Origin of the sequence: Rhodococcus sp. IEGM 1305 (assembly GCF_030058635.1) — a bacterium.
GTDB classification, from domain to species: Bacteria; Actinomycetota; Actinomycetes; order Mycobacteriales; family Mycobacteriaceae; genus Rhodococcus_F; species Rhodococcus_F opacus_D.
Genome location: NZ_JASHKX010000005.1, coordinates 171,553 through 193,645 on the forward strand (window position 1 = coordinate 171,553; position 22,093 = coordinate 193,645).

The window sequence follows — 22,093 nt, forward strand, 5'->3', positions numbered from 1 at the left end:
GTCCGATCAACGACCATCGGCCTCACCAGCTGGAGGTATTGCTGTTCGCGACGAGGGCGATGATCAGGATGGCGTACCCGATGACGAAGACGACGATCAGCGCCACCCAGATCCACAGGGCGATCTTGCCGAGCGTCTTGGCGCGGTCGGACGCGTACTGGGCGCCCTGGTAGTCGCCCATCGCCCACTTCGGGTACACGTCGTGGACGTGGTTGAACGCGGCGAATGCGAGCGGCCAGAAGAAGAGGACGGCGGCCACCGCCCACCCGGCGTTCGAGGGCGGCAGCGGCGGTGGGCCGTACTGGCCCGGGTACGCCTGCGACTGCGTCGGCTGCTGTTGCGTGGGGTACTGGTAGCCGTACGCACCCGTGTCGCCGGGCTTCGGCGGCACCGGATTGCTCGACGATTCCGGATTGCTCGGTGACTCCGACATGACATCCCCCTGTCGTGGCAGCTGACCTCGTGCGTCCACTATCCCACCTGTCTCCCCCGTGAGTGGGAAAGTGCGCCGGAGTACGCGTCGGCACTCACGTGAGGTTCTAGTCTCAGCGAGTGACCCGCTGGTTGATCGTCCTCGCGATATGGATCCTCGGACTGGGCGCGCTCGCCGTGACCCTCGGCGTAGCCACCGGGTGGTGGTTCGCCGCGGTCGTCCTCCTCGCACTCGCAGCCCTCGGGACATGGGATCTGCTGCAACGGCGGCACAGCATTCTGCGGAACTACCCGGTGCTGGGGCACGCACGGTTCCTGCTCGAGAAGATCCGCCCCGAGATCCAGCAGTACTTCATTGAATCATCCACGGATGGAACGCCCTTCGACCGCGACACCCGCGACCTCGTCTACGAGCGGGCCAAGGGGACCCTCGCCGAGGAGCCGTTCGGCACCGAGCGGGACGTGCACGCCGTCGGCTACGAGTTCATGGCCCATTCGCTGCGCGCCCGGATGGCACCGCCCGAGCCGCCGACCGTCCGCGTCGGCGGCCCCGACTGCGAACGGCCCTACGACATCGCGCTTCTCAACGTGTCGGCGATGAGCTTCGGCTCGCTCTCCGCGAACGCCATCGAAGCCCTCAACGCCGGGGCCGCGCGCGGCGGGTTCGCGCACGACACCGGCGAGGGCGCGATCAGCCCGTACCACCGCAAGCACGGCGGCGACCTGATCTGGGAGATCGCGTCCGGCTACTTCGGCTGCCGGACGAACGACGGCCACTTCGATCCCGGCAAGTTCGCCGAACATGCAGCCTCAGAGCAGGTGAAGGCGATTTCGATCAAGTTGTCGCAGGGCGCGAAACCCGGGCTCGGCGGTGTGCTGCCCGGGGCGAAGGTGTCGCGGGAGATTGCCGAGACGCGCGGCGTGCCGGTCGGGAAGACGGTGATCTCCCCGCCCTCGCACACCGCGTTCTCCACCCCGAACGAGCTGATCGACTTCATCGTTACCCTGCGAAAGCTCTCCGGCGGCAAACCCGTCGGGTTCAAATTGTGCGTCGGATCGCGCACCGAGTTCCTCGGCATCTGCAAGGCGATGCTCGAACGCGACGTCACCCCGGACTTCGTCATCGTCGACGGCTCCGAGGGCGGAACCGGTGCAGGTCCAGTGGAATTCGAGGACAACATGGGCATGCCCCTCACCGAGGGGCTGATGCTCGTGCACAACGCGCTCACCGGCGCCGGACTGCGGAACCGCATCAAGATCGGCGCGTCCGGGAAGGTCGCCAGCGCATCCGACATCGTCAAACGGATCATCCAGGGCGCCGACTTCACCCTGGCCGCCCGCGCGATGATGTTCGCCGTCGGATGCATCCAAGCGCAGATGTGCCACACCAACCGCTGCCCCGTCGGGGTGACGACGCAGGACCCGGCGCGGACCCGCGCGCTCGACGTCCCCGACAAGGCGGCCAGGGTGTTCCGGTTCCAGAAGTCGACGGTGGCCGGCGCCCAGCAGATGGTGGCATCGATGGGTCTCGACAGCTTCGACCAACTGACACCGTCGATGCTCAACCGCCGGATCGACGGCGTCACCACGCGCACCTACGCGGAACTGTACGAGTGGCTGATGCCCGGCGAACTGCTCGAGGATCCGCCGTCGGATTGGCTCACCGACTGGATCGACGCCGATTCGTCTCGCTTCTGACGTCGTTTTTTCGTCGAACCGAACGTCGGCACAATAGGGTGACGGGGGCCACAAAAGATGTGGCATCTGTCGACGGCGTCACCCCTGGCACACAATGACGACGGGGGCGCTGGGAAGGAGTTCGCGATGGCCCTGAGAGCCGCCCCCGAATCCGAGATCGAGTACCTGAAAACGGATCCGGATCTGCCAGCGGTCGGCGTCGTGGACCGCACCCCCATCTCACCGGCGGCACGGATCACGTTCGCCGTCCTCGGCCTCCTCGGTGGCATCGCCTGGGTGATGATCGCGTTCATCCGCGGCGAGAACATCAACGCCGTCTGGTTCGTGGTGGCCGCCGTCTGCACGTACCTCATCGCCTACCGCTTCTACGCGCGGCTGATCGAACGCAAACTCGTCCAGCCCCGTGACGACCGGGCCACCCCCGCCGAGATCCTGGAGAACGGCAAGGACTACATGCCGACGGACCGGCGGGTGCTGTTCGGGCACCACTTCGCCGCCATCGCCGGCGCAGGTCCCCTCGTCGGTCCCGTCCTCGCCGCGCAGATGGGCTACCTGCCCGGCACGCTGTGGATCATCATCGGAGTCGTCTTCGCCGGAGCGGTCCAGGACTTCCTCGTCCTGTGGATCTCGACGAAACGCCGCGGACGCAGCCTCGGTCAGATGGCCCGCGACGAACTCGGCCTCGTCGGCGGTGTGGCCGCCATGATCGGCGTCTTCGTCATCATGATCATCCTCATCGCAGTGCTCGCCCTCGTCGTCGTCAACGCGCTCGCGGAAAGCCCGTGGGGCGTCTTCTCGATCGCCATGACCATCCCGATCGCCCTGTTTATGGGCGTCTACCTGCGGTACCTGCGCCCGGGCAAGGTCGCGGAGGTGTCGCTGATCGGCGTCGTGCTGCTGCTCCTCGCCATCGTGTCCGGCGGCTGGGTCGCCGACACCGGTTGGGGCGCCGACTGGTTCACGCTCTCCAAGGTGACCATCGCCTGGCTGATGATCGCCTACGGTTTCGCCGCATCCGTCCTGCCCGTGTGGCTGCTGCTGGCCCCGCGCGACTACCTGTCGACGTTCATGAAGATCGGCACGATCATCCTGCTGGCCATCGGCATCCTGGTCGCGCAGCCCACCATCAAGATGCCCGACGTCACGACGTTCGCCATCCAGGGCAACGGCCCCGCGTTCGCGGGCTCCCTGTTCCCGTTCCTGTTCATCACGATCGCGTGCGGCGCGCTGTCCGGCTTCCACGCCCTCATCTCCTCCGGCACCACGCCCAAGCTGCTGGCGAAGGAAAAGCAGATGCGGCTGATCGGATACGGGGGCATGCTCACCGAGTCGTTCGTCGCGATCATGGCGCTCGTCACCGCGTGCATCATCGACCAGCACCTATACTTCGCGCTCAACGCGCCGGCCACCCTCACCGGCGGGACCCCCGACACGGCCGCCGCATACGTGAACGGCCTCGGACTGTCCAGCCCGAACATCAACCCCGACACCCTCTCGCAGGCCGCGGAGAACGTGGGCGAGGAGTCGATCATCTCCCGCACCGGCGGTGCCCCGACGCTCGCGTTCGGCATGTCGGAAGTGCTCAGCCAGTTCCTCGGCGGCGCCGCCCTCAAGTCGTTCTGGTATCACTTCGCGATCATGTTCGAGGCGCTGTTCATCCTCACCACCGTCGACGCAGGCACCCGTGTCGCCCGGTTCATGCTGTCGGACTCGCTCGGCAACTTCGGTGGACCCGCCCGCAAGTTCAAGGATCCGTCGTGGCGCGTCGGAGCCTGGGTGTGCTCGCTGGCCGTCGTCGGACTGTGGGGCGCCATCCTGCTCATGGGCGTCACCGACCCGCTCGGCGGCATCAACACCCTGTTCCCGCTCTTCGGCATCGCGAACCAGCTGCTCGCCGCGATCGCCCTGACGGTGGTCCTCGCCATCGTCATGAAGAGGGGTCTCTTCAAATGGGCATGGATTCCCGGCGTTCCCCTCGTCTGGGACCTGATCGTCACCATGACGGCGTCCTGGCAGAAGATCTTCTCCGGCAACACCGCCGTCGGCTACTGGTCCCAGCACGCCGCGTTCAAGGAGGCGAAGGAAGCCGGCAAGACCAGCTTCGGTTCCGCCAAGACCCCCGAGGCCATCGACGCCGTCATCCGCAACACCTTCATCCAGGGCACCCTGTCGATCGTGTTCGCCGCACTCGTCCTCGTCGTCGTGGTGGCCGGAGCGCTCGTCTGCATCAAGGCATTCCGGGCAGGTGGACTGCCGACCACCGAGTCACCCGAGCAGCCGTCGAAAATCTTCGCTCCCGCCGGGTTCGTCCCCACCGCCGCCGAGAAGGAACTCGACAAGGAATGGAACGAACTCATCGCGTCGGGCGTCGTGCGCGCACCCGGTGCTGCACACACTCACACGGACAGGGCACATCACCATGATGAATAGGGTTGTGGGGGCCGTCCGGACCGCCTGGTGGTGGACGGGGTCGCTGATGGGCGACCACGACTACAGCAGGTATGTCGAACACCTTCGCCGGAACCATCCGGACGCCGAGGTGCCGACCGAGCGCGAGTACTGGAAGGCGCGCTACGCGGACGCCGACGCGAACCCGGGCGCCCGCTGCTGCTGACCTCACCGGGCCGTCCCGGCGTCCCCCAGTACTGTCAGTACTGATCGGCTGAGCAGACACGGCAGGGAGGACCATCTGTGACGGAGAAGGAAGCCCCGGCGCCGTCCGGGACCGCAATCACGAAACCGGACCGCGGGCATCTCATCGGGGTGGGTGCGATGTGGGTGGCCAAGTGGTCGCTGGTCCTCGTGGCCATCTCGCTGGGCGCGTTGTTGTTCGGGTGGATCATCGAAAAGCTGTGGGTGATCGTCCTCCCCGTGCTGCTGGCCGTCGTGGTGTGCACGGTGCTGTGGCCGCCGACGCGGGCGATGACGAGACGGCGTATCCCCCCGGCGGCGGCCGCCGCGACGTCGCTCGTCGTGTTCATCGCCGTCGTCGCCGGAATCATCGCGGGCATCGTGCCGTCCGTCGTCAACCAGGCACCCGAGCTGGCCAACAAGGCCACCCAGGGCATCAACCAGGTGCAGGACTGGTTGAAGGGTCCGCCGATCAACCTGCAGGACGATCAGATCGACCAGGGCATCCACACGATCGTCGTGAAGGTGCAGGAAAGTGGGACGGTCATCGCGTCCGGTGTGTTCACCGGGGTCAGCACCGCCAGCTCCCTGCTGCTCACGCTCGGCCTCGTGCTGGTGCTGTCGTTCTTCTTCATCAAGGACGGCCCGCGGTTCATCCCGTGGCTGCACTCCGTCGGCGGCGGCCGCGCGGGCCGTCACCTCGAAGTGGTGCTGGGCCGCATGTGGGACACGCTCGGAGGGTTCATCCGGACGCAGGCACTGGTCAGCCTCATCGACGCCGTCTTCATCGGCGCCGGACTGCTCATTCTCGGTGTGCCGCTTGCACCGGTCCTCGCGATCCTGACGTTCATCGGTGGCTTCGTCCCGATCGTCGGTGCGTTCGTCGCCGGTGCTCTCGCCGTGCTCGTCGCGTTGGTGGCCAACGGTCTCACCACCGCCGTGATCGTGCTGATCATCATCCTCGTGGTGCAGCAGATCGAGGGCAACGTGCTGCAGCCCGTACTCCAGAGCAAGAGCATGAAACTTCACGCCGTCGTGGTTCTGCTCGCCGTGACCGCCGGTGGCTCCGTGTTCGGGATCGTCGGCGCCTTCCTCGCGGTGCCCACCGCCGCCGTCGCCGCGGTGGTGGTGCGCTACATCGGTGAGCAGATCGACGAGCACAGCGCCGAAAGCAACATCGCCGACGCCGTCGCCGCGAACGACGACCTCGACGACGCCGAACGGGAGGGCGTCACCGTCGACGAGGCCGCCGTCGCGCCCAAGGCGGACTGACCGGCACTCAGCCGGCGACGACCTCCACCGTGGAGCCGGTGCGTCCGCGAATCACGTGCAGCCGGCTCGGGATTCGCTGACGCATCTCGTCGACGTGACTGACGATCCCGACCACCCGGCCACCGTCACGAAGCTCGTCGAGGACGCCCATCACCGAGTCGAGGGTGTCCGCGTCGAGGGTGCCGAATCCCTCGTCGATGAACATCGTGTCGAGGACAACGCCTCCCGACTCCGCCGCGACGACATCGGCGAGACCGAGCGCCAGCGACAGCGACGCCAGGAACGACTCACCGCCGGACAGGGTCTTGGCCGAACGCACCACTCCGGTGTAGTCGTCGCGGATGTCCAGCCCCAGGCCACCGCGGCGGCCTCGCGGACCGGCCTCGTCGCTGTGGACGAACTCGTACCGTCCCGCCGACATCCGGCCGAGCCGCGCGGATGCCGAGACGGCCACCTCTTCCAGCCGGGCCGCCAGCACATACGACCGCAGCGACATCTTCCTGGCGTTCTGGCCACGGCCCGCGATCACCTCGGCGAGGGCGGCCAACTCCTCGTGCGCGGCCTGCATCGGCGCGATCGCCTCGGCGGCCTTGTCGAGTTGACCGACGAACCGTTCCAGATCGAGCAGTCGGCGCTCGGCGTCGGATGCCGCCGCGACGGCGACGTTCACGACCTCCGCGGCCACGTCGTGCGCGTGCTGGACGGACGCCAGTTCCACGGGATCTGCCTCGGCGACGGCAACGACCTCGGGGTCGTCGAGCACGCTGCGCGCCCCGACCTCGGCGTCCCGCGCCGCCGTGAGGACGGCCTCGATCTCACCCTGACGGGCGGCCGTCCGGACCGCGGCCACGGCGTCGGCAGAGCTGTCGAAACCGGCATCCCCGGCCAGTGTTTCGGCCTTGGCCGCGAGTTCACGGGCCGCCGACTCGGCTCCGGCACCGGCGTCCCGCGCGTCGAGCAGTTCGGATGCGGACTCCGCAAGCGCGTCGAGTCGTGCGCGGCGTGCCGCCACGCTCGGGTCGTCGCCCGCCGCCTCGCTCACCCGGGCCCGGATCTCCCCGAGCTGTGTCGTGTTCGCCGTGATCCTCTCGGCCACGGTGGCGGCGTCGACGCCCAGGTCCCGGGACCGTTCCTGCAGGTGACTCTCGCGGTCCCGCAGTTCGGTGAGTGATGCGGACCGACGCTCGACCTCGTCGCCGAGCGCAGTCGCCTCCCCCACCGCCGCCTCCGCGGTCGTGAGTGCCTGCGCGAGTTCGTCCGCGTCACCGTCGCCGCCGCGCTGGACGAGCACGTCGATCGCGCGCTCCACCGCGCCCAGCTTCTCGGTCGCGGTCGTCAGCGCCGCCGCGGCCTTCTGCTCCGCCGCGAGGGCCTTGTCCTCGTCGGCCTTCGTGACCGACAGCTCGGACGGTTCGGCAGGCTGCGGGTGCTCGGGCGAACCGCACACCTGGCACGGGACACCGTCCTCGAGCGTGCCCGCCAATTCGGCGGCCATGCCTGCGATCCGACGTTGCAGCAGGTCGAGCCAGTGCTCGCGCGCGTCCTGGTGCTGTTGCCGGGCATCGAGCACGCCGCGCTCGAGCCGATCACGCTCGGCCCGGCGGGTGCGGAGATCCGCCGCCGCCGAGGCAGCGTCGGCCGCCCGGTCCCGGGCATCGACGAGCGCGGGCACTGCGTCGCGGGCCTTCTGCGCCGAGTCGAGCGCCTTCTCCGCTTCCCTCAGAGCGAGCGGCAATTGTTCCCGCTCCCGGGACAGCGCGTCGCCGGCCTCGGCGAGTTCGACCTGCCGGGCACGTAGCCGCTTCAGTTCGACAGCGAGCCGGTCGGCGGCGACGGATTCGGCGAGTGCCCCGTCGAGGCGCACGATCTCGTCACGCCAGGCCCGGATACTCGACCGGATGTGCTCCCGTTCGTCGGCGGTCGGAGGCCACGGCAACTCCGCCACGAGATCGGCGCCGCCCACCGTCGAACGCAATCCGTCCGTGATCGCCTCGACGTTCCGCGCGGCGGCTGCGGCCTTGGCCCGGGCGGCGTCGGCGTCGCGTGCCACGGTCGCGACCGGTGCGGCCCGGCGCGCATCCGCCAATTCGGCGACGAGGACCGCCCGCCGGTCCGCCTCCGCTGCGTGGGCCTCGAGTTCCGCCTCGGCTCGCCGCCTGCGGTTCTGCAGTTCGAGGACACGGCGCGCCTCCGCGAGCGCATCTTGGGTCACCTTCGCCTGGCTCTTGGCCTTCTGCAGGTCGTCCGCGGCCAGGTCGCGGGTCTCGCGCGCCTCGGCCTCGAGCTTGTGGGCCCAGGTCACCGGATCGGCGTCGGCGCCCCCCTCGATGCCTGCGGCCGTCCCGACCCGCGCCAGCAGGACGTCGACGGCCCGTTGATGCTCGTCCAGGTCGTGGGCGCTGGTACGCCTGCGGGCGAGGAACCACTCCTCCACCGTCCCGAATCGGGTGGTGTCGAACAGCCTCTCCAGAAGCTGACCGCGTTCCTCGTTGTCGGCTCGCAGGAACTTCGCGAACTCTCCCTGCGGCAGCAGGACGACCTGGAAGAACTGGTCGGCGCTCATGCCCATCAGCCGCCCGACCTCGTCGGCGATGTCGGGGATCCGTGACAGGTTCTCCCCGCGGCCGTCGAGCCAGGTGAGCGTGGCCTTCGCGTTCTCCTTGATGGTCCCCGACCCACGGCGCTTGGGACGCTCGAACTCCGGGCTGCGGACGAGTCGCAGATGCCGGCCCGCGATCGTCGCCTCGAGCGTCACCGTCGGAACGGAACCGGCGGGCGCGTGGTCGGACAGGAGGCGCTTGCCGTCCTTCCGTGCCCCGGGCACCGTGCCGTACAGCGCGAACGCCACCGCGTCGAGGACTGTCGTCTTACCGGCGCCGGTATGACCGTGCAGCAGAAAGAGCCCGTCCGCGCCGAGCCGATCGAAGTCGACTTCCACGGATCCTGCGAACGGCCCGAAGGCTTCGACCTCGAGTCGATGCAGCCTCATGCCGTCTGTTCCAGCGCGACGACCTCGGCGGTGTCTTCGCCGGACCGGCCGGCGAAGCCGAGTGCGGCCTCCACCAATCGGATCTCGCCGGTCGACGGTTCGCTGCGCACGTCGGTGAGGAAGCTGCGCGTGATCTGCAGATCGCTGCGCCCGTGCACCTTGTCGCGGTAGCGCAGATCGTCGCCGCCCTCGGGGCGTTGCCACTCGAGGTGCACGGCGAACGGGAATCGGGTCTGGAGTGAGCGCATGGCGTCGACCGGGCGTTCCGGGTCGGTGAGCACCGCCGAGACGTAGCAGTCCTCGGCGTCGCGGAACGCGTCGTCCTCGAGCAACGCCTGCACCGTCCCGGTCAGTTGCCGCAGACCACGGACCACCGGCAGGTCGACCCGCTCGACGGCCCGCAGTCCGTCGGCGTCGAGATCCACGAGGTAGACCGCCTTGCTGTGGGTGCGCTCGCCGAAGGAGTACGGCAGCGGCGAACCCGAGTACCGGATGTTCTCGGTGAGAGTCTGCGGCGAGTGCAGGTGGCCGAGCGCGACGTAGTCGACCCCGCCGAAGGCCGACGCCGACACCGTCTCGACGCCGCCGACGGAGATGGACCTCTCCGATCCGGTGGCCTCCGCGCCCACGACGAACGCGTGCGCCAGGACGACGGACCTGGTGCGCGGACCGGTGTCGTTCCGCCCGTCGAGGTCGGCACGGACACGGTCCATCGCGGCGTCGAGGATCTCGGCGTGCGAGCGGGCGGTCGGCACGTCCAGTTGCGCGCGGGTGATCTCGGGCTCGAGATAGGGAATGCCGTAGAACGAGACGGGACCGTGCGCGTCCTCGAGCACGACGGGCGAGCCGATCCCGGCGACCGTCGTCATGAGGTGCAGCCCGCCCGCGCGGGAGAACGCGGCACCCGCCCCGAGCCGCGCCGCGGAGTCGTGGTTCCCGGACGTGGCGACGATGACCGCACCGGCGTCCCGGATCGCTTCGAATCCGCGGTTGCACACGGTGACGGCGTCGGCGCTGGGGATCGACCGGTCGTACACGTCACCGGGAACGACGACGACGTCCACGCCGTGCTCGGCGACGAGGGCGGCGATCGCGTCGAGCACACGGGCCTGGTCGGTGAGCAGGTCCACCCCGTGGAACGTGCGTCCGATGTGCCAGTCCGAAGTGTGCAGGATCCTCATGTCCCGAGACCGTAGAGCACCGTGCCGACAACCTCGAACACCTCGGCCGCGTGGCGTCCGAGCGATTCGACATGTCGGTGGGGCGGTGCACCATGAGCCACATGAATGCACTCGCTGCACTCGGAATGCTCCTGGCGCTGGCCGCGGGCACCGCCCTCGGGTGGCTGCTGCACGCGGCGCGGAGCGGTGATCGGGCGGCGCGTGCGGAGGCACAGCTCGTCGCGCTGCGCGAGAACGAGGCGCTGCTGCGGCAGTCGCTCGGCGCGGTCAGCGAGGATTCTGCCCGCCGCCACTCGGGTGCGATCGGCGAGCAGATCTCGCGACTGGTCGGGCCACTGCACGAGGCCGTCGGCGCCCTGGCGGAACAGGTGGACCACGTCGAACGCAACCGCCTGCACGCGTATGCGGGGCTCAGCGAGCAGGTCGAAGGCATGCACCGCACCTCTCAGATGCTGTCCACGCAGACGAGCCGGCTGGTCACGGCGCTGCGGGCGCCGCAGATCCGGGGCCGGTGGGGCGAGATCCAGCTGGAGCGGGTGGTCGAACTGGCCGGGATGGTCCGGCACTGCGACTTCGACACTCAGGTGTCGAAGGAGGGTGTCCGTCCCGACCTGCTCGTGTACCTCGCGGGCGGCAAGCAGATCGTGGTCGACGCCAAGGTCCCGTTCGCGGCGTACCTGGACGCCGCGCAGACGGAAGACCCGGCCGCCCGGGAACAGCACCTCTCCAGACACGCCCGGCAGCTGCGGACGCACGTCGACCAGTTGGCCGACAAGACGTACTGGGAGTCGTTCGACCCGACGCCGGAGTTCGTGGTGCTGTTCGTGCCCGGTGATCCGTTCCTGGACGCGGCGCTGACCGCCGACTCCGGGCTGCTCGAGCACGCGTTCTCGCGGAACGTGATCCTCGCCACCCCCACCACTCTAATCGCCTTGCTGCGGACCATCGCGCACACCTGGCGCCAGGAGGCGCTGTCGCAGGACGCCGCGAAGATCCACCAACTCGGCCGGGAGCTGTATTCGCGGCTGGGCACGGTCGGTGCACATCTCGACCGCCTCGGCTCACAACTCGGCAAGGCCGTCGACTCGTTCAATCTCACCGTCGCGTCGATGGAGTCCCGGGTCACAGTCACCGCCCGCAAGCTCCACGACCTCGATGTGTTCGACGGCGATGTCACCGAGGTCAGCGCCGTCGATTCGTGGCCGCGACGCACAAATCTCGAGGATCTCTCAGGCTCTACCGGTCACGCCAACGAGGCTAGTTAACAAGTTGCCGCTACTGTCGTTGTGTGTCTGCAACCCAACGTGCTCGCTCTGGGGTGCCGCTCGACAGGCGGTCGATTGTCCCTACGGTCCCCGGTCTCCCCTGGTGGGGTGTCATTCTCCTGGCCGTCGGAGTCACCTTTGTCGGATTCGCTGTCGATGCGGCTCGTGGCACGGAACTCACGGCTGCGTTCTCCACGTTCTATTTCCTCGGCTGCGTTCTCGCCGTGGCTGCTGCCGGCAATCGGGCGCTGTTCACCGCGATCGTCCAGCCGCCGCTGATCCTGTTCGTCGCGGTGCCGCTCGGGCAGAGTCTCATCGCGGAGGAGAACAGCACCGCACTGAAAGACCTGGCGATCAACGTCGCATATCCGCTGGTCAACCGTTTCCCGGTGATGCTCGCCGCCACCGTGGTGACCCTGCTGATCGGTGGCCTCCGCCTCTTCCTGCTGCAGCAACGCAAGACCGGTCCCGCCCGCACGTCCGAGCGGCGACGCGCGCAGCGGGCGCCACGCGCCGCCCGCCCTCGGCGCGCAGCCGAGGAGTCCGAGCAGTCTCCGCCGTCGCGCCGGGCGCGTGACAGGGACGCTGCGCGGGAACACCCCCGCTCGGGGCGACGGGCAGCCACCCCACCGCCTCGCCGATCGTCGTCGTCGGGGGGACGCACCACGCCCCCACCACCGATGGTCGACCGGGCAGCGCAGGCACCCCGCTCGGCGCCTCCGCGCACCAGTCAGGCGCCGCGTTCGGTCCCGCCGCGGACGACGCCGCGACCCCGGCCGAACCCCGACGTGCCGGCCCACCCCATTCCGCAGGTGCGTTACCGCGACCGGTACGAGCCGCCGTTCGAGACGGAGCAGCCCCGCTAGAGCAGGGACGCGGCAGGTAGCGGGCCGATCAGGTCCGCGCGGCGCGCAGCTCGCGCGGCAGTGCGAAGACCAGCGTCTCGTTGGCCGTGGTGACCGGCTGGACGTCGTGGAATCCGTGCTCGTCGAGCAGATCGATCACACCGCGCACCAGGATCTCCGGCACGGACGCACCGGACGTGATCCCGACCGTCCGGACGCCGTCGAGCCAGGCCGGATCCACTTCGCGCGCGTAGTCGACCAGGTACGACGCCTTCGCGCCCGCGTTCAGTGCGACCTCGACGAGACGAACGGAGTTCGAGGAGTTGCGGGATCCGACGACGATGACGAGGTCGCATTCGGGTGCCATCGCCTTGACCGCCACCTGACGGTTCTGGGTGGCGTAGCAGATGTCGTCGCTCGGCGGGTCCTGCAGATTGGGGAAACGCTCCCGCAGCCGGGCGACCGTCTGCATCGTCTCGTCGACGCTCAACGTGGTCTGCGACAACCAGATGACCTTCGATTCGTCGCGGACCGTCACGGCGTCGACGGAGTCGGGTCCGTCGACCAGTTGCACGTGATCGGGGGCCTCACCGGCGGTGCCCTCCACTTCCTCGTGGCCCTCGTGGCCGATCAGGAGGATGTCGAAGTCGTCGCGGGCGAAGCGCTTGGCTTCCTGGTGGACCTTCGTGACCAGCGGGCACGTGGCGTCGATGGTGCGCAGGTTGCGCGCCGCGGCCGATTCGTGGACCGCGGGAGACACGCCGTGGGCGGAGAACACCAGCAGCGCGCCCTCCGGAACCTCGTCGGTCTCGTCGACGAAGACGACACCCTGATCGGTGAGCGTCTCGACGACGTGCCGGTTGTGGACGATCTCCTTGCGGACGTAGATCGGGGCGCCGTGCTTCTCGAGCGCCTTCTCCACCGTCTCGACGGCGCGGTCCACGCCGGCGCAGTAGCCGCGGGGCTCCGCGAGCAGTACCCGCTTCTCGCCGTCGGCACGCGACGCCCCCGAATCTGCCGAACGTGTGATACCCACATTGAGTGGAACAGCCGAAGACATGGTTCCAGACTACGGGTCACCCCGAACGGACGACACTTTCGCTGGGTCTCGGCCGGGTAGTGTGCGCATCGTCGCACCGAAGTCGTCGGCGCTGTGGGCACGTCGGCTACCCAAACGTGCCGTTGTCAGGCAGGCTGTGGGAATGATTCGTCCCCCCTTCATGGCGCGTGTCGCCGCTGGAATCGCCGTGACGGCCGTCGAAGAGGCCAGGAAGCTGCCGACCACCGCAGCGACCCTGCCCATGACCGCGGTCAGTCAGGTGCTGCAGACCACGATGCGTGTTCAGCAGTCCATGACGGCGCTGGCCATCAAGGGCGACCAGGCTTTCGCACTGATCAACTGGACCCACGACGACGAGCAGCCGGCCTGGGCCGTCTTCGACGACGACACCGATCCGGAACCCGTTGTCGACGGCGTGACCGACGAGCGGCCGGCCGGACCGGGCCGGTTCGCCCTGTACTCGCTGAGCCCGCAGGAAGAGAGCACTCCCGAGAAGGTCTCGACGCCGAAGGCTGCTCCCGCCGCCACGACCAACGGCTCGGCCCCCGTGACGTCGGCGAGCAAGAAGGCCGCGACCTCCGCGCCGACGGTGGCCGAACCCGAGATCGCCGTCGTACTCGACTACGGCACGCTGACGCTCGCCCAGCTGCGGGCGCGCCTGCGCAGCCTGTCCGTCGAGGACCTCACGACGCTGCTGGACTACGAGAACGCGACCCTGGCACGCGCGCCGTTCCAGACCATGCTGACCAACCGCATCACCTCCGCCAAGGCCAAGTGACCTCCGCACAGCCCCGCGCAGCCAGTACCGGACCGAGTACCGCCGAGCAGCCCTGGCCGGTCCGCACCGTGTCGGCCAAGGTCGCACAGTGGATCGACCGGCTCGGGAGTGTCTGGGTCGAGGGGCAGATCACCCAGATCAACGCGCGTCCGGGAACCCGGACCGCGTTTCTTGTACTGCGGGATCCGTCCGTCGACATGTCGTTGTCGGTGACCTGTTCCCCGCAGCTGTTGCAGAACTCCCCCGTCCCGCTCACCGAGGGCAGCCGGGTGGTGATGTTCGGCAAGTTGTCGTTCTACACGGGCCGAGGGTCGGTCTCGCTGCGGGTGACGGAGATCCGCGCGATCGGGATCGGTGAACTCCTCGCCCGAATCGAGCGGTTGCGCGCGCTGCTGGCCGCGGAGGGTCTGTTCGACCCTCGGCTGAAGCGTCCGCTGCCGTTCCTGCCGGGCACCATAGGGCTGATCACCGGTCGCGCGAGCGCCGCCGAGCACGACGTCCTCAGTGTGGCGCAGCGCCGCTGGCCCGCCGTGCGCTTCGAGGTGCGCAACACCCCGGTGCAGGGCGCGACCGCCGTTCCGCAGATCCTCGACGCATTGAAGGAACTGGACGCCGACCCGCACGTCGACGTGATCATCCTCGCGCGCGGCGGCGGCAGTGTGGAGGATCTGCTGCCGTTCTCCGACGAGACGCTGTGCCGCGCGATCGTTGCCTGCCGAACACCGGTGGTCAGCGCCATCGGCCACGAGCCGGACAGTCCGCTCAGCGATCACGTCGCCGACCTGCGGGCCGCAACACCGACGGATGCCGCCAAGCGGGTGGTGCCGGACGCGGTCGCCGAGCAGGCACTCGTCGGCGAATTGCGGTCGCGGAGCGCGGCTGCGCTGCGCAACTGGGTGCAGCGCGAGTCGCACCTGATCTCCCAGCTGCGGAGCCGGCCGGTACTCGCCGACCCGCTGCGCGCACTCGACCACCGGTCGGACGAGGTCGAGCGACTGCGGGAGGCCGGGCGACGCGATGTCAGCCGGGCGATCGCCGCGGAGAGCACCACGATCGAGCACCTTCGTGCACGGCTGACGACCCTCGGGCCCGCCGCGACCCTGGCCCGCGGCTACTCCGTGGTTCAGCGGATCGTGCCCGACGGCGATCCCGAGGTACTGCGTTCGGTCGACGACGCCCCACCGGGCACCCAGATTCGCGTTCGAGTCGCCGACGGCGCAATCCGTGCCGCGGTGATGGGAAAGGACAAGTAGGACATGAGTAAGCCCACCGGAAACGACACCGACATCGCGGAGCTCGGTTACGAGGCGGCGCGCGACGAACTCGTCGACGTGGTCAAGGTGCTCGAACAGGGCGGCCTCGACCTCGACGCGTCACTCGCACTGTGGGAGCGGGGCGAGGCCCTGGCCAAACGCTGCGAGGAACACCTCGCCGGGGCGCGCAAGCGCGTCGAGACGGCCCTCGCCCACGCCGAGGACGAGGGCTGACCCTCCCTCGATCGTCAGGCGGCGAGGATCGGGGCGTCGGCCGCGGCGGTGGTGAGCTGCTCGAACGCCTCGGGTGACGCACTGCCCGTCACGAGGAGCCGGACGTCGCCGAAGTCGGAGACCCAGATCGGCTCGACACCCTCCTCGCCGTACACGATCCAGCTGTGACCTGCGACGTCCTCGGTTCCCGTCGCCGTACGCGGACCACCGGCGACGAACGGCACGAGCACCGTCTCGACGGCATTGCTCTGCGTCAGCTGGACGTAGCGGCCGGCCTCGGTGATGAATCCGACGGTGCTCGAATCGCCGCCGCCGTCGCCGCTGACGATGCTGCGGCTGCCCGAGTTGGGCGTCCAGCCCTCCGGCGTCTCCGGCTTGCGCACCGGGAACGGCAGGTCCTGGGCGTCGTACTTCAGCGCCGCGTCGACGTCGAAGCTGGGGATCGGGCCACTGGTGGGCCCGCCCGGGCTGAACGTGCACTGGCTGGCGATACCCGCGATCAGTACGCAGAACAGGACAAGGGGTACGAGCGACCACACCATGTCGCGGTTGTTGTGCAGGATGCGGGGTTTATCGGATGCCACGCCCACCAGTATCCAGGGTCGGTCCCGGAACAACGATTCTCGGTCCCGTGATTCGCGCCCCAGCAGCGCACGTCACACTTCTTTCTGGGAGAATCAGCAGGCGAGATCCACCCGACACTCGGCGGCCGACGGCCACCGACACAGCGTCGACGTACAACGTCGACCGTGACTGCACCAGGAGGCACTGCCCATGACGGCTAGCACCACTTCGAGTCGCCGCGAGGCCCCGGACCGAAATCTTGCTCTGGAATTGGTCCGAGTCACCGAGGCTGGTGCGATGGCTGCCGGTCGCTGGGTCGGCCGTGGCGACAAGGAGGGTGGCGACGGCGCCGCCGTCGACGCCATGCGCCAGCTCGTGAGCTCGGTCTCGATGCGCGGCGTCGTCGTCATCGGCGAGGGCGAGAAGGACGAAGCCCCGATGCTGTTCAACGGCGAAGAGGTCGGCAACGGCGACGGACCCGAATGCGATTTCGCCGTCGACCCGGTCGACGGAACCACCCTGATGGCGAAGGGCATGCCCAACGCGATCGCCGTCCTCGCGGTCGCCGAGCGCGGCGCGATGTTCGACCCGTCTGCCGTGTTCTACATGGAGAAGATCGCCGTCGGCCCCGACGCCGCCGATGTCATCGACATCACAGCGCCCGTCGCCGAGAACATCAAACGCGTCGCGAAGGTCCGCAAGGCGTCCCCCTCCGACGTGACGGTCTGCATCCTCGACCGTCCGCGGCACGCCCGGCTCATCCAGGAGGTCCGGGACACCGGCGCCCGGATCCGTCTCATCTCCGACGGCGACGTCGCGGGTGCGATCGCCGCCGCGCGTCCGGAGTCGGGCACCGACATCCTGATCGGCACCGGTGGCACGCCCGAGGGCATCATCGCCGCCGCCGCCATGCGCTGTATGGGTGGTTCGCTGCAGGGCCGGCTGGCCCCGACCGACGACGCCGAGCGTCAGAAGGCCATCGACGCAGGCCACGACCTGGACCGTGTGCTCACCACCGAAGATCTCGTGTCGGGTGAGAACGTCTTCTTCTGCGCCACCGGCGTCACGGACGGCGACCTGCTCCGCGGCGTCCGCTACTACGGCGGCGGCGCCTCGACCCAGTCGATCGTGATGCGGTCGAAGTCGGGCACCGTCCGCATGATCGACGCGTACCACCGTCTCGAGAAGCTGCGCGAGTACTCGTCCGTGGACTTCACGGGCGAAGACGGCGCCGTTCCGCCGACGTTCTAGGCAGCTCCGCTGCCCGTGCGCCTTTCCGGTAGCTCCGGCTACCGGAAAGGCGCACGGGGAGCGCCCCACGACGCGCTCGGAAGTGGCATGTTTGACGCATGACCGAGAGCAACGAGCAGCAGTACCGGATCGAACACGACACCATGGGCGAGGTGCGGGTGCCCGTGGATGCCCTGTGGCGCGCGCAAACTCAGCGCGCCGTCGAGAACTTCCCGATCAGCGGTCGAGGTCTCGAGCGCACCCAGATACGTGCGATGGGTCTGCTGAAGGCAGCCTGTGCGCAGGTCAACAAGGATCTCGGCCTCCTCGACGCCGAGAAGGCGGATGCCATCATCGCGGCGGCGGGCGAGATCGCCGAGGGCAAGCACGACGATCAGTTCCCCATCGACGTCTTCCAAACGGGCTCGGGCACCAGTTCCAACATGAACGCCAACGAGGTGATCGCGTCGATCGCCGCGGCGAACGGTGTGGTCGTCCACCCCAACGACGATGTCAACATGTCGCAGTCGTCCAACGATACGTTTCCCACCGCGACGCACGTCGCGGCCACCGAGTCCGCGGTGAAGGACCTCCTCCCCGCCCTCGACCACCTGCGCCTGGCCCTGCTCGACAAGTCCACCGAGTGGAAGACCGTCGTGAAGTCGGGCCGCACCCACCTCATGGACGCCGTCCCGGTGACCCTCGGCCAGGAGTTCGGCGGTTACGCCCGTCAGATGGAGGCGGGGATGGAGCGGGTCGTGGCCTGCCTTCCCCGGCTCGGTGAGCTGCCCATCGGCGGCACCGCGGTCGGAACGGGGCTCAATGCCCCCGACGGGTTCGGCCCGAAGGTCGTCGCCGAACTGGTCAAGGCGACGGGAGTCGACGCCCTCACACCGGCGAAGAACAGTTTCGAGGCGCAGGCGGCGCGGGACGGGCTGGTGGAGGCGTCCGGCGCGCTGCGCACGATCGCGGTGTCCCTGACCAAGATCGCCAACGACATCCGCTGGATGGGATCGGGGCCGCTCACCGGTCTCGGCGAGATCCGTCTCCCCGACCTGCAGCCCGGCAGTTCGATCATGCCCGGCAAGGTCAATCCGGTGCTCCCGGAGGCGGCCACCCAGGTCGCCGCTCAGGTGGTCGGCAACGATGCCGCGGTCGCGTGGGGCGGTGCCGCGGGCGCGTTCGAGCTCAACGTCTACATCCCGATGATGGCGCGGAACCTGCTCGAATCGTTGAAATTGCTGGCCAACGTCACGCGGCTGTTCGCCGACCGGTGCGTCGTGGGGCTCGTCGCGAACACCGAGCACCTCAAGACCCTCGCGGAATCGTCGCCGTCCATCGTGACGCCACTGAACTCCGCGATCGGGTACGAGGAGGCCGCGGCTGTCGCCAAGCAGGCGCTGAAGGAGAAGAAGACCATCCGCGAGACCGTCGTCGCCCGCGGTCTGATCGGCGACAAGCTGAGCGAGGAGGAACTCGACAAGCGTCTCGACGTGCTGGCGATGGCGAAGGTCAAGGACTGACCCTGCCGACGGAGAGGGCCCGCACTCGATCGAGTGCGGGCCCTCTCGCGCAGAAGTGCTACAGCAGCGCGGACAGCTCGTCGCGGGCCTTCTCGCCCTCCGGGCCGAGATCGGAGCGCCCGGCGATGTTCCAGGAGCGGAGCAGCGGCGCGAACACCTTCTCCCCCTGCTGGGCGGGGTCGTAGATGCCGGCCTCGGCGAGCACGGCGGTGCTGTCGGTTCCGCCGGGCAGGGCCACGCTCGGCACGTCGAAGGCCTCGATCCGCGATGCGATGGCCCGCATCGTCTGGTCGGGTACCAGCTCGAACGCGGCCTCGACGATGTTCCGGTAGAACAGCGACTGCAGTTCGTCGTCCGTGGCCAGCCGCTCGGCGATCACGGCCACCAGCGGGTCCTCGCCGAGTGCTGCCGTGTTGTGATGACGCACCGCCGCGGCCTTCTCCTCGAACGCGGAGTTCGCGAGCATCTCGAGCAGGTGCATCGGCGGCATCGCGTAGCCGCGGACCATCTCGTCCATCCGGGCGCGCTCGAGGGCGACGGGGTCGACGGCGCGCGTCACCATCAGGTAGTTCCGGAGCACGATGGAGTGCCGGTTCTCCTCCGCAGTCCAGCGGCCCACCCAGCGCCACCACGGGCCCACCTGGGCGAGGTGCTTGGCGATCTCCCGGTGGTACGCGGGGACGTTGTCCGCCACCAGCACACCCACCGTCAGTGCGAGCGCCTCGACGTCGCTCAGGGTCGACTGATCTGCCGACCAATCCGTTCCACCCATGAACGCGAAGTTCTTGCCCTGGTCCCACGGGACCAGATCGTGCGGCTGCCAGCCGTCCGCCTCGGCGATGTGACGTGTGAGGTTTTCGTCCACCACCGGGGCCAGCTCACTGAGCAGCTGCGAGTCATTCTTTTCAATCGGCATCCGCACACCGTAGCGTCCGCGCCGGGGCACCGGGTCGACCACCGGTGAATTCGACGGGAACAACGGCGGCGTTGTGACGAAAACAGCCTGGTCATGGGCTTGCAGTCGTTACGCTGGCAGTTCACGGTTACCCCGGGCCCGAGCAGAGGATCACCCATGCGCAGACAGCGGAACCTGACGATACTTCTGTCGGCTCTCGCGCTCGGCGGGTCACTGGTGACGGGTTGCGGCTCCGACGCAGACGACGCCGGTTCCGCCTCGACGTCCGGCGCGAACCCCACCTCGGAGTCGTCGCAACCGAACCCGGGGACGGTCGCGGGCGTCGATATCCCGGACGGTCAGATCGACGACGCCGTGGGCCGTCTCGACGACCTGGCGAACGAGCTGATGGAGAGTTCCGGACTGCCGGGCATGGCGGTCGCCGTCGTCCACGGTGGGCAGACCGTGTACGCGAAGGGATTCGGCGTGCGCGAGGCCGGCACCGATCAGAAGGTGGACGCCGACACCGTGTTCCAGCTGGCGTCGATGTCGAAATCGGTGGGGTCCACGGTGGTGGCCCACCAGGTCGATGCCGGTGTCGTCGGCTGGGACACTCCCGTGGTGTCCAAGTCGCCCGGTTTCGCCCTCGCGGACCCGTGGGTCACCGAGCACGTCACGGTGGGCGATCTGTACTCGCACCGGTCCGGGTTGCCCGACCATGCCGGCGATCTGCTCGAGGACCTGGGTTACAACCAGCAGCAGGTGCTCGACAAGCTCCGGCTCGAACCGCTGAACCCGTTCCGGATCACCTACGAGTACACCAACTTCGGCCTCACCGCGGCGGCGGAGGCCGTCGCGGCGGCGTCCGGGACGGACTGGGCCACGCTGTCCGAGCAGACGATCTACCAGCCGCTGGGGATGTCGTCCACGAGTTCGCGATTCGCCGACTATCAGGCCCGCAGCGACCGCGCTGTCGCGCACCAACTCGTCGACGGCAAGTACGTCGCCGACGCGGTACGCGACCCCGACGCCCAGTCCCCCGCAGGCGGGGTGAGCTCCTCCGTCAACGACATGGGCAAATGGCTGGCGATGCTGCTGGCCGACGGAACGTTCGAGGGCAAGGAGATCGTGTCACCCGAGGCACTGCTCCCCGCGGTCAGTCCTCAGATGGTGTCCAGCCCACCGCGGTCGATGGACAGCCGTCCGGGGTCGTACGGGTACGGGTTCAACGTCTCGACCACCCCGGCAGGGCGGGTTTCCCTCAGCCATTCGGGCGGGTTCCAGCTCGGGGTGGCGACGAATTTCGTCGCGATACCGTCCGCCGACGTCGCCATCGTCGCGCTGACCAACGGGTCGCCCATCGGCATCCCCGAATCCCTCACCGCCGAGTTCGCCGACCTCGTGCAGTTCGGGGAGATCCGCGAGGACTGGAGGTCGTTGTACCGGCAGGCCATCGCGCCGATGGACGAGCCCGAGGGCAGTCTCGTCGGCCAGACGGCCCCCACGAACCCGGCACCGCCGCAGCCCCTCCCGACCTACGCAGGCACCTACGGCAACCCGTACTGGGGTCCCGCCGTCGTCACCGAGAGCAACGGTGCGCTGACGCTCCAACTCGGACCCGCCGGGCAGACCTTCCCACTCACCCACTGGGACGGCGACACCTTCACTTTCACACCCCGCGGTGAGAACGCCCCACCCGGAACCATCTCGAAGGCCACGTTCGCCGGCAACAACGTCACACTCGAGTTCTACGACACGGAAGGCCGGGGGACATTCGTCCGCTGAGCCGACACATCGACCGGGAGAAGATCATGAGCACGAACTCGCACGCACCCACGGGAACCGCTCGAACGGACACGGCAGATGTCCAGGTGGTCCGGGCATTCCTGGACGCACTCGTCGCCGGCGACCCGGACGCCGCGCAGCAGTATCTGCACCAGGACATCGTGTGGCACAACGTGTCCCTGCCCAAGATCCGCGGCCTCGGCTCCGTCATGCGGATACTCCGCGGAATGAGCCGCCCCGGTGTCGGATTCGACGTGCGCCTGCACCACATCGCCGGCGACGGTACGGCCGTGCTGACCGAACGCACGGACGTCCTAATCTACAAGCGGCTGCGCAGCGAATTCTGGGTGTGCGGCACGTTCGAGATGAAGGACGGCAAGATCGCCGTCTGGCGCGACTACTTCAGCAGCCGAGACTTCCTGTGGGGCACGCTCAAAGGTATCGTGCGCGCCTTCTGA

19 protein-coding genes are annotated in these 22,093 nt (G+C 68.6%); 13 read left to right on the plus strand and 6 right to left on the minus strand.

Annotation, left to right across the window (positions count from 1 at the left end):
- Nucleotides 1-22: 22 nt before the first annotated feature.
- Entirely contained in the window at nucleotides 23-433 is a 411-nt protein-coding gene (locus QM693_RS12010; RefSeq protein WP_280781556.1) for a CD225/dispanin family protein, read from the minus strand.
- Nucleotides 434-552: 119 nt separating this feature from the next.
- Between QM693_RS12010 and QM693_RS12015 the strand changes: the two genes are divergently transcribed.
- The 4 genes from QM693_RS12015 to QM693_RS12030 all read left to right on the plus strand — a co-directional run bounded on the left by QM693_RS12015 (nucleotide 553) and on the right by QM693_RS12030 (nucleotide 6,033).
- Complete coding sequence (locus tag QM693_RS12015; RefSeq protein WP_283352435.1) at nucleotides 553-2,130, plus strand: FMN-binding glutamate synthase family protein; 1,578 nt, start codon at nucleotides 553-555, stop codon at nucleotides 2,128-2,130.
- Between the two features lie 126 nt (nucleotides 2,131-2,256).
- Nucleotides 2,257-4,560, plus strand: a complete 2,304-nt coding sequence (locus QM693_RS12020; protein WP_283352436.1) for a carbon starvation CstA family protein — start codon at nucleotides 2,257-2,259, stop codon at nucleotides 4,558-4,560.
- Nucleotides 4,553-4,744, plus strand: a complete 192-nt coding sequence (locus tag QM693_RS12025) for a YbdD/YjiX family protein (protein ID WP_005239019.1) — start codon at nucleotides 4,553-4,555, stop codon at nucleotides 4,742-4,744. The genes QM693_RS12020 and QM693_RS12025 overlap by 8 nt, the downstream gene beginning before the upstream one ends.
- Before the next feature lie 77 nt (nucleotides 4,745-4,821).
- Entirely contained in the window at nucleotides 4,822-6,033 is a 1,212-nt protein-coding gene (locus tag QM693_RS12030) for an AI-2E family transporter (protein ID WP_009479123.1), read from the plus strand.
- Between the two features lie 7 nt (nucleotides 6,034-6,040).
- On the opposite strand, the gene QM693_RS12035 is transcribed toward QM693_RS12030, so the two are convergent.
- Nucleotides 6,041-9,022, minus strand: coding sequence for an AAA family ATPase (locus QM693_RS12035; protein ID WP_283352437.1), 2,982 nt, complete (start codon nucleotides 9,020-9,022; stop codon nucleotides 6,041-6,043).
- Nucleotides 9,019-10,203: an exonuclease SbcCD subunit D gene (locus QM693_RS12040; RefSeq protein WP_283331347.1), complete on the minus strand. Its 1,185-nt coding sequence runs from the start codon at nucleotides 10,201-10,203 to the stop codon at nucleotides 9,019-9,021. The genes QM693_RS12035 and QM693_RS12040 overlap by 4 nt, the downstream gene beginning before the upstream one ends.
- A 101-nt stretch (nucleotides 10,204-10,304) precedes the next feature.
- On the opposite strand from QM693_RS12040, the gene QM693_RS12045 reads away from it, so the two are divergent.
- Complete coding sequence (locus QM693_RS12045; RefSeq protein WP_283352438.1) at nucleotides 10,305-11,468, plus strand: DNA recombination protein RmuC; 1,164 nt, start codon at nucleotides 10,305-10,307, stop codon at nucleotides 11,466-11,468.
- A gap of 23 nt (nucleotides 11,469-11,491) precedes the next feature.
- The gene (locus QM693_RS12050) at nucleotides 11,492-12,334 is read left to right on the plus strand and encodes a DUF6542 domain-containing protein (RefSeq protein WP_283331350.1); all 843 of its coding nucleotides are present in this window, start codon (nucleotides 11,492-11,494) and stop codon (nucleotides 12,332-12,334) included.
- A gap of 28 nt (nucleotides 12,335-12,362) precedes the next feature.
- Here the strand turns inward: QM693_RS12050 and QM693_RS12055 are convergent, their stop codons facing one another.
- A complete protein-coding gene (locus QM693_RS12055) occupies nucleotides 12,363-13,373 on the minus strand; it encodes a 4-hydroxy-3-methylbut-2-enyl diphosphate reductase (RefSeq protein WP_280781549.1) in 1,011 nt (336 codons plus the stop codon).
- Nucleotides 13,374-13,515: 142 nt separating this feature from the next.
- On the opposite strand from QM693_RS12055, the gene QM693_RS12060 reads away from it, so the two are divergent.
- The 3 genes from QM693_RS12060 to QM693_RS12070 are packed head-to-tail and all read left to right on the plus strand — an operon-like array spanning nucleotide 13,516 to nucleotide 15,638.
- Nucleotides 13,516-14,151: a lipid droplet-associated protein gene (locus QM693_RS12060; protein ID WP_280781548.1), complete on the plus strand. Its 636-nt coding sequence runs from the start codon at nucleotides 13,516-13,518 to the stop codon at nucleotides 14,149-14,151.
- A complete protein-coding gene (gene xseA, locus QM693_RS12065) occupies nucleotides 14,148-15,404 on the plus strand; it encodes an exodeoxyribonuclease VII large subunit (protein ID WP_283331352.1) in 1,257 nt (418 codons plus the stop codon). Before QM693_RS12060 ends, xseA begins: the two co-directional genes overlap by 4 nt.
- A 3-nt stretch (nucleotides 15,405-15,407) precedes the next feature.
- Complete coding sequence (locus QM693_RS12070; RefSeq protein WP_280781546.1) at nucleotides 15,408-15,638, plus strand: exodeoxyribonuclease VII small subunit; 231 nt, start codon at nucleotides 15,408-15,410, stop codon at nucleotides 15,636-15,638.
- A gap of 14 nt (nucleotides 15,639-15,652) precedes the next feature.
- On the opposite strand, the gene QM693_RS12075 is transcribed toward QM693_RS12070, so the two are convergent.
- Entirely contained in the window at nucleotides 15,653-16,222 is a 570-nt protein-coding gene (locus tag QM693_RS12075; protein ID WP_283352439.1) for a DUF4245 domain-containing protein, read from the minus strand.
- Between the two features lie 190 nt (nucleotides 16,223-16,412).
- Here QM693_RS12075 and glpX point away from each other — a divergent pair, with 190 nt between their 5' ends.
- Both glpX and QM693_RS12085 read left to right on the plus strand, forming a co-directional pair.
- Nucleotides 16,413-17,453: a class II fructose-bisphosphatase gene (glpX, locus tag QM693_RS12080; protein WP_280781545.1), complete on the plus strand. Its 1,041-nt coding sequence runs from the start codon at nucleotides 16,413-16,415 to the stop codon at nucleotides 17,451-17,453.
- A gap of 98 nt (nucleotides 17,454-17,551) precedes the next feature.
- Nucleotides 17,552-18,955, plus strand: coding sequence for a class II fumarate hydratase (locus QM693_RS12085; RefSeq protein WP_283352440.1), 1,404 nt, complete (start codon nucleotides 17,552-17,554; stop codon nucleotides 18,953-18,955).
- Between the two features lie 58 nt (nucleotides 18,956-19,013).
- Here the strand turns inward: QM693_RS12085 and QM693_RS12090 are convergent, their stop codons facing one another.
- Nucleotides 19,014-19,871 (minus strand): acyl-ACP desaturase, encoded by an 858-nt coding sequence (locus QM693_RS12090; RefSeq protein ID WP_011597957.1) that lies wholly within the window; start codon nucleotides 19,869-19,871, stop codon nucleotides 19,014-19,016.
- 156 nt (nucleotides 19,872-20,027) lie between these two features.
- Here QM693_RS12090 and QM693_RS12095 point away from each other — a divergent pair, with 156 nt between their 5' ends.
- A complete protein-coding gene (locus QM693_RS12095) occupies nucleotides 20,028-21,635 on the plus strand; it encodes a serine hydrolase (RefSeq protein WP_283352441.1) in 1,608 nt (535 codons plus the stop codon).
- 26 nt (nucleotides 21,636-21,661) lie between these two features.
- Nucleotides 21,662-22,093, plus strand: a complete 432-nt coding sequence (locus QM693_RS12100; protein ID WP_283352442.1) for a limonene-1,2-epoxide hydrolase family protein — start codon at nucleotides 21,662-21,664, stop codon at nucleotides 22,091-22,093.